General features: G+C 47.0%; 11 protein-coding genes and 1 tRNA gene. All 12 read right to left on the bottom strand.

Features of this window, described 5'->3' with window-relative positions; genetic code table 11:
• Positions 1–174 precede the first annotated feature (174 nt).
• A complete protein-coding gene (locus tag ITJ88_RS05435) occupies positions 175–1,071 on the bottom strand; it encodes a glycerophosphodiester phosphodiesterase (protein WP_195864862.1) in 897 nt (298 codons plus the stop codon).
• 150 nt (positions 1,072–1,221) lie between these two features.
• Complete coding sequence (odhB, locus tag ITJ88_RS05430) at positions 1,222–2,478, bottom strand: 2-oxoglutarate dehydrogenase complex dihydrolipoyllysine-residue succinyltransferase (protein ID WP_195864861.1); 1,257 nt, start codon at positions 2,476–2,478, stop codon at positions 1,222–1,224.
• Positions 2,479–2,513: 35 nt separating this feature from the next.
• A complete protein-coding gene (locus ITJ88_RS05425) occupies positions 2,514–5,354 on the bottom strand; it encodes a 2-oxoglutarate dehydrogenase E1 component (RefSeq protein ID WP_195864860.1) in 2,841 nt (946 codons plus the stop codon).
• A 312-nt stretch (positions 5,355–5,666) separates the two neighbouring features.
• On the bottom strand, positions 5,667–6,395 hold the full coding sequence (locus ITJ88_RS05420; RefSeq protein ID WP_023468549.1) for an amino acid ABC transporter ATP-binding protein: 729 nt from the start codon (positions 6,393–6,395) through the stop codon (positions 5,667–5,669).
• Complete coding sequence (locus ITJ88_RS05415; protein ID WP_023468550.1) at positions 6,392–7,036, bottom strand: amino acid ABC transporter permease; 645 nt, start codon at positions 7,034–7,036, stop codon at positions 6,392–6,394. The genes ITJ88_RS05420 and ITJ88_RS05415 overlap by 4 nt, the downstream gene beginning before the upstream one ends.
• A gap of 31 nt (positions 7,037–7,067) precedes the next feature.
• Positions 7,068–7,835 (bottom strand): transporter substrate-binding domain-containing protein, encoded by a 768-nt coding sequence (locus ITJ88_RS05410; RefSeq protein ID WP_195864859.1) that lies wholly within the window; start codon positions 7,833–7,835, stop codon positions 7,068–7,070.
• Positions 7,836–8,037: 202 nt separating this feature from the next.
• A tRNA-Leu gene (locus ITJ88_RS05405) sits at positions 8,038–8,121 on the bottom strand.
• A gap of 42 nt (positions 8,122–8,163) precedes the next feature.
• Positions 8,164–9,096 (bottom strand): alpha/beta hydrolase, encoded by a 933-nt coding sequence (locus ITJ88_RS05400; protein ID WP_055968447.1) that lies wholly within the window; start codon positions 9,094–9,096, stop codon positions 8,164–8,166.
• A 21-nt stretch (positions 9,097–9,117) separates the two neighbouring features.
• Positions 9,118–9,459, bottom strand: coding sequence for a hypothetical protein (locus ITJ88_RS05395; RefSeq protein WP_023468553.1), 342 nt, complete (start codon positions 9,457–9,459; stop codon positions 9,118–9,120).
• Positions 9,460–9,474: 15 nt separating this feature from the next.
• Positions 9,475–10,485 (bottom strand): S66 family peptidase, encoded by a 1,011-nt coding sequence (locus ITJ88_RS05390; protein WP_195864858.1) that lies wholly within the window; start codon positions 10,483–10,485, stop codon positions 9,475–9,477.
• A 187-nt stretch (positions 10,486–10,672) separates the two neighbouring features.
• Positions 10,673–11,035 (bottom strand): DUF779 domain-containing protein, encoded by a 363-nt coding sequence (locus ITJ88_RS05385; RefSeq protein WP_195864857.1) that lies wholly within the window; start codon positions 11,033–11,035, stop codon positions 10,673–10,675.
• A gap of 22 nt (positions 11,036–11,057) precedes the next feature.
• Positions 11,058–12,578, bottom strand: coding sequence for an aldehyde dehydrogenase (gene adh, locus ITJ88_RS05380; RefSeq protein WP_195864856.1), 1,521 nt, complete (start codon positions 12,576–12,578; stop codon positions 11,058–11,060).
• Positions 12,579–12,726 lie beyond the last annotated feature (148 nt).

The raw sequence follows: 12,726 nt of genomic DNA, 5'->3' as shown, positions 1-12,726 counted from the left end.
CATGAAATACGAAACTGACTACATTGTTTTGTCTCACGATTCGAAATTCTGATAAACCTCTATTAGGTTTACGTATGAAATGAAATATTGGATTTAAAATACGAGTTTTAAAAACAAAAAAACTATTCCTCCTTTCCTGTTCGAAAGAAGAAATAGTACTATTTCGTTTTTACTTTATTTTTTGTACAGCCCTTTCACGACATCATTAAAACGGTCGGCATAGTTCGTAAAGACACCTGTGACACCATAATCAAGCATACGTACCATATCCGCTTTTTCATTCACAGTATACGGGTGAAGTAATAAATCATGTGCGCGAATCGCTGAGACGTTCTCACGTGTCAACGCTTTGAAGGAAGGACCGACACCGACTGCATACTGACGGATTGCGGTCAATCGATCATCCGTCAATGCCTTGACTTCATTTGCTTCCATCAACTGAACCAATGGAACGTTCGGGTCGATGGCTCTGACTTTTTGAAGACTTGCTTCACTAAACGACTGAATCAAGACTTGTCCCGGTTTCACACGATCGCTCGATAAACCATTACGTTTGAGTAAATCAAGCAATTTTTGTTCCATTCCCGGGTACACTTCCGGTGATTTCGTCTCGATGTAATAATTCGCATGCTTCCCATACTTACTCAAGACTTCTTGAAGCGTCGGAACTTTCAGACCGACATACGATTTTTTCGCAAGCGTCGGGTTCGCTTCATTGAACCAGCTACCGGCATCAAGTTTCTTGATTTCAGCAAGCGTTTTATCTTTGACGGCACCCGTTCCGTTCGTCGTCCGATCAACCGTTTCATCGTGCATCGCAATCAATTGACCGTCTTTTGTCATCTGTAAATCAATTTCGATGTAATCTGCTTTGAATGCCTTATGTCCCATTTCATAAGCTGGCATCGTATGCTCTGGCGCGTATCCTGAAGCTCCGCGGTGAGCAACATTGATGATGCGATTTGGATCGAGTAACGATTTTCCTTTTGAATGTGCGCTGACATCTTCTGTCGGAAGACCTGTGCTTAATACGGCTCCTGCTACCATCGTCAATCCAATTTGTTTCAACATAATCAATTCCCCCTTGAAATATTCTTACAACACTTATCCTAAATCGTATGTATGAAGCTGATATAGAGATGATGTAAATGTCGTTTCGTATTTTGATGACAAAGTGATATCAACAAAAAAAGACCCGCATCTAAAACGGGTCTTTTATGATTACGCTTCGAAAATCAATGACTCTGGATCTTCGAGGAGATCTTTAATGTGTTTCAGGAACGTAACCGCTTCTTTTCCATCAACGATTCGGTGATCGTAGGAGAGTGCGACGTACATCATCGGACGGTTTTCCATGCGTTCAGCATCGATCGCCACAGGGCGCAAGTTGATTGCGTGCATCCCGAGAATTGCGACTTGTGGACCGTTTAAGATCGGTGTCGACATGAGTGAACCGAATGTACCACCGTTCGTAATCGTGAACGTACCACCCGTCAAGTCAGATAGACCGAGTTTGTTATCGCGCGCCTTGACCGCTAATTGAATGATGTCTTTTTCAATCTCAGCAAAGTTCTTTTTGTCCGCATCACGAACGACTGGAACGACGAGACCGTCTGGTGCTGAAACGGCAATCCCGATATCGTAGAATTTCTTCAGGACGATTTCGTCACCTTGAATCTCAGCATTCAAGTATGGCATCTTTTTAAGTGCTGCGACTGCTGCTTTTGTAAAGAATGACATGAAGCCGAGTTTGACTTCGTTTTCCTTCACGAATTTTTCTTGGCGACGTTTACGTAGTGCCATGACCGCTGACATATCGATCTCATTGAATGTCGTCAACATCGCTGCCGTTTGTTGGACTTCAACGAGTCGGTTCGCAATCGTCTTACGACGGCGTGACATCTTGATTCGCTCTTCCGGTTTCCCAGGAGCGGCTGCAGGTGCTGGTGCCGGTGTAGCGGGTTTCGTAGGAGCCGGTTTTGCTTGCTCACGTGGTGCTACTTCAAACGTCGCGACGTCTTGGACGCGGATGCGACCAAGTGGATCTTGCGTCGCCACTTGTGCTAAATCGATTCCTTTTTCACGAGCCAGTTTACGGGCAGCAGGTGAAGCAATCGGACGATCCGCAACAGACGTACTTTCAGTCGCTGCTACTGCCACTGGTTGTTCCGCTTTTTCTTCTGCTTTTGGTGTTTCTTTTGGAGTTTCTTGTACTGGTTCTGCCGCAGCCGGTTTTGGAGCCTCGCCACCAGCAGAGATGACAGCAATCGTTTCCCCGACACGAACTGTATCTCCTTCAGCAGCCATCACTTCCGTCAACGTACCTGCTTCATCTGACGGTACTTCGATGTTGACTTTATCTGTCTCGAGCTCAACGATGGCTTCCCCTTTTTCAACGTGATCACCTGGTTGTTTTAACCAAGACGCCACCGTTCCTTCTGTAATTGATTCGGCAAGTTCTGGTACTTTGATTTCCATCGTATTCTCCCCCTATGACTCGATTCTATCTTAAGTTATGATGTGTGATTTGATACGTGTGATGGTGCTGTTGAAGTAGAAGCAGTCGCTGTGAGTGCATCATTGATGATACGTGCCTGCTCTACTTTATGACCTGACGGATCACCTTCCGCTGTACTCGAACGGCGACGACGACCGATGTAACGGACGGTTTGGATGCCGTTCGGTGCGACTGTCTCAAGTCGCGGTTCCATGAAGGACCATGCCCCCATGTTTTTCGGTTCTTCTTGTACCCAGACCATCTCTTCGACGGCTTCATAGCGCGCGATGACTTCTTGTAAGGCTTTCGCCGGGAACGGATACAACTCCTCGACACGAACGATCTGTAGCCAATCGAGATTCTCATCTGACTTCGAAATGGCTTCCGCTAGATCGATTGCCATCTTACCAGAACAGAACACAAGACGTTTAACACGATCTGGTGCTTCTCCGAGCCCTGATTGTTCGATGACACGTTGGAAACTACCTTCCGTCAACTCAGAGACATCGGATGTCGCAAGCGGATGACGCAAGAGACTCTTCGGTGTCATGACGACGAGCGGTCGGACTTCCTCTTTCCCGAGAATTGCTGCTTGTCGGCGCAACAGGTGGAAATACTGGGCTGCGCTCGATACGTTCGCGACCGTCCAGTTTTTCTCACCCGATAACGTTAAGAAGCGTTCTAAACGACCACTCGAGTGTTCTGGTCCTTGCCCCTCATAACCATGCGGAAGCAACATGACGAGACCTGACATTTGTCCCCATTTCGCGCGGCTAGCTGAGATGAACTGGTCGAAGATGACTTGACCTGAGTTCGCAAAGTCCCCATATTGTGCTTCCCATAATACGAGCGTTTCCGGAGCGAAAACGTTATAACCGTATTCAAAACCAAGTACACCTGCTTCAGATAACGGACTGTTATAGACCGAGAATGATGCAGTTGCCGTTGATAAAGCATGGAGTGGCGAGAAGCCTTCTCCTGTTTTCACATCATGAAGATTAATGTTTCGTTGTGCGAACGTTCCTCGTTCAGAATCTTGACCGCTCAAGCGGATGGGTGTTCCATCTGAAAGGATCGAAGCAAACGCCAACGTTTCGGCATGTCCCCAGTCAATTCCATTCTTCGTCGAGAACGCATCCGTCCGGCGCTTCAGGACCTTCTCAAGTTTATGGAACACTTGGAAGCCATCCGGCCACTGTAATAATTCTTCATTGTACGCCGTCAATGTTTCGATCGAGACTCCTGTCTCGATTGTCGGAACGCCTTTAAAGACGACGTCCGGCATGACCCCACCATACTCTTTCTCGACGTTCGGTACTTTCTCTCGAGCTGCTTTCATTTGGTCATTGATCGATGTTTCAATCGATTGAATTTCGTCAGCTGTCGCATCCCCGTTCGCGACAAGTGTTTTCCCGTACAAGACACGAATTGGATCGTGTTTATGAATCAAATCGTATAAGACCGGATTCGTATTCATCGGTTCATCCATTTCGTTATGACCAAAACGACGGTATCCGATCAAATCAATCATGACATCCTTCTTAAACGTTGCCCGGTACTCGCTCGCGAGCAACGCGACAGCGAGACAGCTTTCCGGCTCATCCGCGTTGACGTGGAAAACTGGGATCTCATACCCTTTGGCAAGATCACTCGAATAACGCGTCGAACGGGAGTCCGTCGGCTCCGTCGTGAAGCCGATCGTGTTGTTCGCGATGATGTGAATCGTTCCGCCGGTGTTATATCCTTTGAGATTCGCTAAATTTAATGTTTCAGCCACGATTCCTTGGCCTGGGAACGCTGCATCACCGTGGATCAGGATTGCAGCAGCAGCCGCTTGCTCTTGGCGTGGTGCACCTTTTTGTGAGCGATCATCTTGTGCAGCACGTGTGAAGCCTTCGACGACTGGATCGACGAACTCAAGGTGCGACGGATTGTTCGCAAGCGTCATCCGCACGTTACGTGTCTCTTGCTCGAGTTTTCGGTTTAAACCGAGGTGATACTTCACGTCGCCCGTCCAACCGTACGTGATCCCAATCGAGCCTTCAGATGGTACGAGGTCGTGGTTCGGTGCATGTTGGAACTCAGCAAAGATCATTTCATATGGCTTCCCGAGTACGTGCGCCAAAACGTTCAATCGTCCACGGTGTGCCATTCCGATATTGATTGTCTCCGACCCGTTCGAGATGAGGTGTCCGACGATCGTGTCAAGCAATGGCACCATCGCATCAAGTCCTTCAATCGAGAAGCGTTTTTGACCGACATATGTTTTATGCAAGTATTTTTCGAAAAGGTCCGTTTCAGCTAAGCGTTTGAACAACTGTTTCTTTTGTTCAGCATCTAGCGTCGCTGTCAAAGCACCTTGCTCGATTTTCTGACGGAGCCATTTCTTTTCATCGAGATCATCGACATGCTGAAACTCAACTGCGGCTGCTCCCGTGTACTGCGCTTTTAAATGTTCGATGCCTTCAAACGCGTCCTGTACACCAGTTGGTGGCTCAGGGCAAACGAGTGACACTGGCATTTTTCGAAGATCTGCCTCTGTCAATCCGTACTGACTCAATTCGAATAACCCTGTTTCTCGCGGATGGTCCTTCAGCGGATAGATATCCGCCGCAAGATGTCCTTTTGCACGAATTTGTTCCGCTAAACGATTCGCCGCAAGATATTTTTCGAAATCTCCTGTCTCGACTTGCATCGGTACGACTGGTTCCGTCACGGGTGCACCATGCTCTTCGAAATAAGCACGTGTCTCCTCATCAACGGATGTCTTGTCTTCTAAAAAACGCTCGTACAATTCAATGATGTAGCCAAGGTTTGGTCCATAAAATGCTTGTTGATCTTGCTCGTGGCCTGCCATGTACGGTTCCCCCCGTTTCTATATTTCTCCCCACACATCCAATGGATACTAAATGTGTTTCCAGCCCTCTACCTGTTAGCGCTTTCAAAAGGAATTGCATGGATGAAACGCTGAACGTCATGAGAAGGAATGATCGTGTCATTCTTCCATGAAAGTGCCTTCGTTACTATATTACTACTCTTTTCCTGTGTGTGCATTTCGAATTCCCAAATTCTCACGCTTAAATGTATAAGTTTTTCTTATGAGCGCTTAACCAGTTATTTATGATTCGCCAAAAAACCGGCGTATCTGCATTTAGATACGCCGGTACCATCATAAGACTTTACTGAGGAACGATTGCGTCCGTTCGTGTTGTGGAGAATCAAACAATGCTTGTGGTACGTTCTCTTCGACGATATAGCCACCATCCATGAATAAGACGCGATCTCCGACCTCACGAGCAAATCCCATCTCATGGGTCACGACGACCATCGTCATGCCTTCAAGAGCAAGTTGTTTCATGACGGCAAGCACGTCACCGACCATTTCCGGGTCAAGTGCTGACGTTGGCTCATCGAATAACATGATTTTCGGATTCATTGCAAGCGCGCGGGCAATCGCGACCCGCTGTTTTTGCCCCCCAGATAATTCGCCTGGATAATTATCTGCTTTTTCCCGTAATCCGACTTTATCGAGGAGTTCAAGTGCCCGCTGTTTCGCCTGTTCTTTATCCGATTTACGTACTTTGATCGGTGCAAGCGTGACGTTTTCTAGCACGGTCTTATGCGGGAAGAGATTAAAATGTTGAAAGACCATCCCGACTTCTTCCCGGACCTTGTTGATATCGACCTTTGGACTCGTGATGTCGAAATCATCGACGATGACGGTACCACCTGTAATCTCTTCCAATCGATTCAAACAGCGTAAAAACGTACTTTTCCCAGATCCCGACGGACCGATGACACAGACGACTTCTTTTTCGGCAATCGAGACATTGATGTCTTTTAAGACTTCATTCGAACCGAATGATTTCTTTAGATTCTTTACTTCAATGATACTCATCGTAATGTAAACCTCCGTTCCAAGAACTTCGCCACTAAGGACAAGAGATAAATGATGACGAAGTACATCAATCCGACGACGGACCAGACGATGAATGGTTCAAACGTCGTTGACTGCTGTACTTGACCTTGTTGCGTCAAGTCAGCGATGCCGATGATCGACAACAACGAGGTATCTTTTAAGCTGATGATCGATTGGTTCGTAATCGTTGGTAACATCCGACGAAATGCTTGCGGTAGGATGATCTGTACCATCGTTTGACGCCCTGTCATCCCGAGTGAACGTGCAGCTTCTGTTTGTCCTTTATCAATCGACTGGATACCAGCTCGAATGATTTCCGCAAAATAAGCACCGGCATTGATTGCGACCGTCAGTATCCCTGCATACATCCGGTCCATCGATAACCATTCGAGCGAATTGAGTCCAAAGTAGATGAAGAATAACTGAACGATGAACGGCGTTCCGCGAATGACATCGATGTAGACGATCGCGATCCCGTTTAAGATTTTTGATGGTGATAATCGCATCAATGCGACGACTAAGCCAATCAGAAAGCCGACGATGACCGCGATGATGAAAATATACAATGTGACTTGAAGCCCTTCCAAGAAAAATGGAAATGCGGTTTTGACCACTTCCATTGGCTATCCCACTCCCTTATCGCCTTGCGACTTATTTCAGATACGTGTCAACGATTTTATCGTATTCACCGTCTTCTTTCAGATTCGCAAGTCCTTTGTTGATTTTCTTCATCAGATCCTCGTTCTCACCTTTTAAGACAGCGATTCCGTAGTTGTCCCCGTTGAGACGGTCTCCAACAAGTTTTAATCCAAGGTTTTGTTGTTTGTTGGCATATGAGATGACAGGATAATCTTCAATCAAAGCAGCAGCGTTACCGTTCTTCACTTCTTGGAACATCGCTGGGCTGTCATTGAACTGTGTGACTGTAAAGCCAAGCTTATCTGCGTTATCCGTTGCATATTTCGCACCCGTCGTTCCCTTTTTGACGGCCACTTTTTTCCCTTTTAAATCGTTGACGGATTTAATACCATTCTCATCTTCTTTGACGACTAGAATAAGACCAGCTTTGAAGTATGGATCTGAGAATGTGACGACTTTCTTCCGTTCTGGCGTAATACTCATACCGGCAATGGCAACGTCCAATTGATTGGCTTGGAGTGCCGGAATGATGCCGCTAAAGTCCATCGCTTCAAATTGAATCTTGAAGTTCTGATCCTTCGCGATGGCTTTCATGAGATCGATATCGATTCCTTTGTACGTATCTCCGTCTTTATATTCGAATGGTGGATACGTGACGTCAATGCCAACCTTGTACGTCTTTCCTTCTGACGACTCTTCCTCTTTCGAACCGATGCTACACGCACCAAGCACGAGAACACAGCTCATCAAGAGCGCTAACAAGATACTCCCTTTTTTCATCTTTGTTTCCCCTCTCCTATGTGTTAAAGATTGTTAACTCCACTTAGTACTTTCCCTGAAGAGTACCCTCTTTAAAACGTATTTTACCAGAAAAGTTCTAAAAAGATAAACTTTTCTGAATTTTTATTCGTTGTAACCGTTTTCTATTCAACAACAAAAAAGGAGGCAACCCCTTGTTGGGATTGCCTCCTTCAATCATTTATGCCGCCGAGAGGACTTGAACCTCCACGGTGTTGCCACCACTAGATTCTGAGTCTAGCGCGTCTACCAGTTCCGCCACGACGACGTTGATTTATGATATTAATATAGCGGGTAACGAACTGAGTTGTCAATCATTTCGCAAGATATTGCGAACGAACTTCTCGACGACATCATCATACAATGCCGGATCCTCGAAATAAGCCATTGCGTGAGCGGCATTTGGAATGACGACGAGCTCTTTTTCCGTTGGACAAGCTTCATACAGCTCATACACCATGTCTGTCGGTACGAACGTATCCGCCCCACCATGGATGAACAAAATCGGCACCTGCGCTTTTTTGACTTGTTTCAGCGCTGATGCTTCACGGAACGTATAACCTGCCTTTAGCTTCGTCAATACGCTCGTCATCCCTAAGAACGGGAAGTGTGGCAGACGATACATCCGCTTCATCTGATACGCAAGGACAGCATTGACAGACGTATAGGCACAATCAGAAATGATTCCTTTGATTTGTGGTGGGAGTTGTTCGCCACTCGTCATCAAAACGGTCGCCCCTCCCATCGACACTCCATGCAAGAACAGTTTCGCCTCCTGTCCGATCCGTTCAATCAGATAGTTCGACCAACTGAGACAATCTTCCCGGTCATGCCACCCGAATCCGATATAGTGACCGTCACTCATCCCGTGTCCACGATTATCGGGCATCATGACATGGAAACCGGCTTGATGGTACAGATAGGCGAATCCGGCTAAATCCGTTCCGACGCCTCCGTACCCGTGCACGAGAATGACGATCCGATCTGACGGAACAGGTGACGGAAGGAAATGCCCGCGTAACGTTAAGCCGTCTTTCGCTTCAATCTCGATCCGCTCAAGCGGTTGCTCCTTGATCCACGTCTGACCAGGTTGCATCAATCGGACCATCTCGTCACTCAAATCTCGATTATTCGATAAGAATGGCTTTGGATTCGTAGCGATTGCCATCTCATAAAAATAATAACTCGCTGCTACTAATCCGGATCCAATGACTCCGATTCCAATTTTTGTTCTGCGACGCATCTGCCCCACTCCTTCTTTCCGTTATAGCTCGATCTTCAGTTGAGCAGCATGGTCATCCTCTTCATCCTGCAAGACTTGTTGACGTAATCGTTGTTCTTGTTGCTGACGCCGGTAGGCAAACTCTTGGACAAGCTCTGTACCCGTGAATCCATCTTCTACGAGTTCGCTCAATAAATCTGTTTCTGTCTCAACGACCTCCCCCGGACGTCGCATGACGAGAACATCTCCGACTTGTGCAATCAGCAATTCATCTTCTAGACGAAGTGCATCGTAAAATGGTTCCGGTAACGTCATACGACGGGTCTCCGGATTGATATGGACGCGTTTATAAACGCCTAATGCTTGAAACTTACGACGTGCCATTGCGTGCTCTCCTTTTTAGTTGAACGTCAGATCGATTCGTGAATCTTTTCCTTGAATACGAACCGTACCCGTCGCTCCATTGATTAACGTCAACTGTGGCGGCTGATGACCGATGTCAAGATCGTATAAGACTGGTAAGCCCGTCTCATCCGCTAGATATTGATACACGTCTAGCCATGTCAGGTCTTCTGTAATCCTTGCAGACGTGCGCCCGAATAAAAAGCCAGCCGCATGGTCGAACCACCCAGCATACGCCATTTGTCGTAACGTCCGGTGCACCTCTGCAGAATTCGCTTCAGACACCTCGAAGTACCAGAGGATCGGTTCTCCGTTGATCTCTTCACGCTGGAAACGCTGTACGTCTCCATACGGTGTCCCAATCAGATGGCGAATCGTCTCCAGACACCCACCAAGTAAACGTCCTGTTACCTCGGTTCGCTCATCAAGTGCTTTCCATTCCGTCGCTTCCGATAGCTGAAATAAAGAATCTGCTGGACGTTCTTCATCAGTCCACTCGGATTGATAACGATCGGAAGCCCACTGTGTTACGGTTCCTCCAGTTGGCGTCGCGAGCACCCGTCGCCAAGCGCTTGTCGTCTCATCCCATTCTTCACTTCGAAGCTCTACGAAATTCGGACCATGTGCTGTTGCAATTCCCGTCTGAAGCGTCAGACTGAGCAATAACGTACTGATATCGGAATAACCAAGCAACCATTTTGTTTGGTAAGTTGCTAGCGTCAACTCGGGTAAAAGATCAATGGCGCGTTCCCCACCAAATGGCGGGATGACGGCATCAATCGTCTCATCCGTCATCATGTGATTCAATTCCTCAGCCCGTTGTTTGACCGGTGCACTCTCAGCAAGTTGATGCGACCAAATCGTTTCACCTAAACGGACGTTCATTTGCCGTGCTTGTACCTGTTCAACTGCTCGTTCGACCCATTCCTGTTGCTGTTCACGTAATCCAGAGGAGGGCGCCGTCACTCCGATCGTTTGACCTGTCCAACCTAAAAATGGATATTTCATGGTGACCCCCTATAATGTCATAGTGTGAAACTATCTTCTCGTCAAAATATGAGTTCATTATACCGTTCTTATGCCGCATTACCAACTTTTATCCTGTTCGAACGTCGTGATACGAACAAAAAACACGATTCCGTACAAGCGACCTGAATGAACAAGTCGCATCGACGAAACCGTGTTTGATTATTCATTAGCTTGATGCTGATAGTTCAGCGTATTCCGCTTGCGTGAACGCACGGGAGCGTGTCAAAAAACGTTTTCCTTCGACACCCTCAAGAGAGAACATTCCGCCTCGACCATCCACGACATCAATGATGAGTTGCGTATGTTTCCAGTACTCATATTGATCTTCATGAATATAAAACGGACAACCACCGATCTCCCCCAGTTTTTTATCCTGATCTCCTAGGAATAAATCACCCTGCGCAAAACACATCGGGGAACTGCCATCGCAACAACCACCAGATTGATGAAACATCAACGGACCGTGTTTTTCTCTCAACTGGTCGATTAACTCTAGACAAGCTGCTGTCGCCTGAACACGTTCCACCATTTACACCCACGTCCTTTCCGACTTAGAAGAAACCGAGTTTATTCGGGTTGTAGCTAACGAGTAGGTTTTTCGTCCGTTGGTAATGGTTGAGCATCATCTTATGGTTTTCACGTCCGATACCTGACATTTTGTAACCACCAAACGCCGCGTGAGCTGGATATTGGTGATAACAGTTCGTCCAGACGCGTCCTGCTTCGATCGCACGACCAAACCGGTAAGCACGGTTCATATCACGTGTCCAGACGCCGGCACCAAGACCATATAACGTATCATTCGCGATTTCCAGTGCTTCTTCTTCCGACTTGAATGTCGTGACCGATAGGACCGGTCCGAAAATTTCTTCTTGGAAGATTCGCATCTTATTGTGTCCTTTGAAGATCGTTGGTTGGATGTAATATCCTTCTGCGAGATCTCCTTCGAGCATGTTGCGCTCTCCACCGATGAGACATTCTGCGCCTTCCGACTTACCGATTTCAAGATATGAAAGGATTTTCTCCATCTGTTCGTTCGAAGCTTGAGCACCCATCATGACGTCCGAATCAAGGGGATTTCCGATCTTGATGGCTTTGACGCGCTCTAGAACACGTTCCATGAACGGTTCGTAAATCGATTCTTGAATCAAGGCACGCGACGGACATGTACAGACTTCTCCTTGGTTCAACGCGAACATCAGTAATCCTTCGATTGCTTTATCGAAGAAAGCATCGTCTGCCTGCATGATATCCTCAAAGAAGATGTTCGGTGATTTCCCACCGAGTTCGAGTGTGACTGGAATCAGGTTTTGTGATGCGTACTGCATGATCAAACGTCCTGTCGTCGTCTCTCCCGTAAAGGCGATTTTTGCGATTCGTTTGCTTGAAGCGAGCGGTTTTCCTGCCTCGAGACCGAATCCATTGACGATGTTCACGACTCCAGGTGGCAATAGATCTTCAACAAGTTCCATGAGCACCATGATGCTCGCTGGTGTTTGTTCTGCTGGTTTTAAGACGACACAGTTTCCTGCTGCGAGAGCCGGTGCCAGTTTCCAGACAGCCATCAGGAGTGGGAAGTTCCACGGAATGATTTGACCAACGACGCCAAGTGGCTCATGGAAGTGATACGCGACCGTATCTTGATCGAGTTCACCGACCGAACCTTCTTGAGCACGGATGACGCCTGCGAAATAGCGGAAGTGATCGATCGCGAGCGGTAGATCGGCGTTGAGTGTCTCACGGACCGCTTTCCCGTTCTCAAGTGTCTCTGCATAAGCGAGCATCTCAAGGTTTTCTTCCATCCGATTCGCGATTTTATTTAAAATGTTTGAGCGTTCCGTTACAGACGTTTTCCCCCATGCTTCTTTTGCCGCGTGTGCTGCGTCAAGAGCCAGTTCGATGTCTTCCTTACCGGAACGAGCGACTTGGCACAATACTTTACCAGTGACAGGTGTGACATTATCAAAATATTCTCCCCCGACAGGTGCCGTCCACTTTCCATTGATGTAATTTTCATACCGTTCCTTGTACTGTACTTTTGACCCTTGCTTGTTCGGAATGTCATAAATCATGCGTTATTTCCTCCCTCAACTAAAATGGTCAAGCAGTGAGACGGATGCTTGTATGCGCTTACATTTTAATATAGGCTAAAACAGCCCCCTCAATACCATCGTACCAAAATTATATGAAAAGTCAAAAAATTCCGGTAAATATTTGTGA

Source organism: Exiguobacterium abrahamii, from assembly GCF_015645365.1.
GTDB classification, from domain to species: Bacteria; Bacillota; Bacilli; order Exiguobacteriales; family Exiguobacteriaceae; genus Exiguobacterium_A; species Exiguobacterium_A abrahamii.
This window is presented reverse-complemented; position numbering and strand designations above follow the sequence as displayed.

Excerpts from the sequence above, each read along its gene's own strand:
- ITJ88_RS05435 (WP_195864862.1), bottom strand. The coding sequence starts at position 1,071 with ATGTTGAAACAAATTGGATTGACGATGGTAGCAGGAGCCGTATTAAGC.
- odhB (WP_195864861.1), bottom strand. The coding sequence starts at position 2,478 with ATGGAAATCAAAGTACCAGAACTTGCCGAATCAATTACAGAAGGAACG.
- ITJ88_RS05425 (WP_195864860.1), bottom strand. The coding sequence starts at position 5,354 with ATGGCAGGCCACGAGCAAGATCAACAAGCATTTTATGGACCAAACCTT.
- ITJ88_RS05420 (WP_023468549.1), bottom strand. The coding sequence starts at position 6,395 with ATGAGTATCATTGAAGTAAAGAATCTAAAGAAATCATTCGGTTCGAAT.
- ITJ88_RS05415 (WP_023468550.1), bottom strand. The coding sequence starts at position 7,036 with ATGGAAGTGGTCAAAACCGCATTTCCATTTTTCTTGGAAGGGCTTCAA.
- ITJ88_RS05410 (WP_195864859.1), bottom strand. The coding sequence starts at position 7,835 with ATGAAAAAAGGGAGTATCTTGTTAGCGCTCTTGATGAGCTGTGTTCTC.
- ITJ88_RS05400 (WP_055968447.1), bottom strand. The coding sequence starts at position 9,096 with ATGCGTCGCAGAACAAAAATTGGAATCGGAGTCATTGGATCCGGATTA.
- ITJ88_RS05395 (WP_023468553.1), bottom strand. The coding sequence starts at position 9,459 with ATGGCACGTCGTAAGTTTCAAGCATTAGGCGTTTATAAACGCGTCCAT.
- ITJ88_RS05390 (WP_195864858.1), bottom strand. The coding sequence starts at position 10,485 with ATGAAATATCCATTTTTAGGTTGGACAGGTCAAACGATCGGAGTGACG.
- ITJ88_RS05385 (WP_195864857.1), bottom strand. The coding sequence starts at position 11,035 with ATGGTGGAACGTGTTCAGGCGACAGCAGCTTGTCTAGAGTTAATCGAC.
- adh (WP_195864856.1), bottom strand. The coding sequence starts at position 12,578 with ATGATTTATGACATTCCGAACAAGCAAGGGTCAAAAGTACAGTACAAG.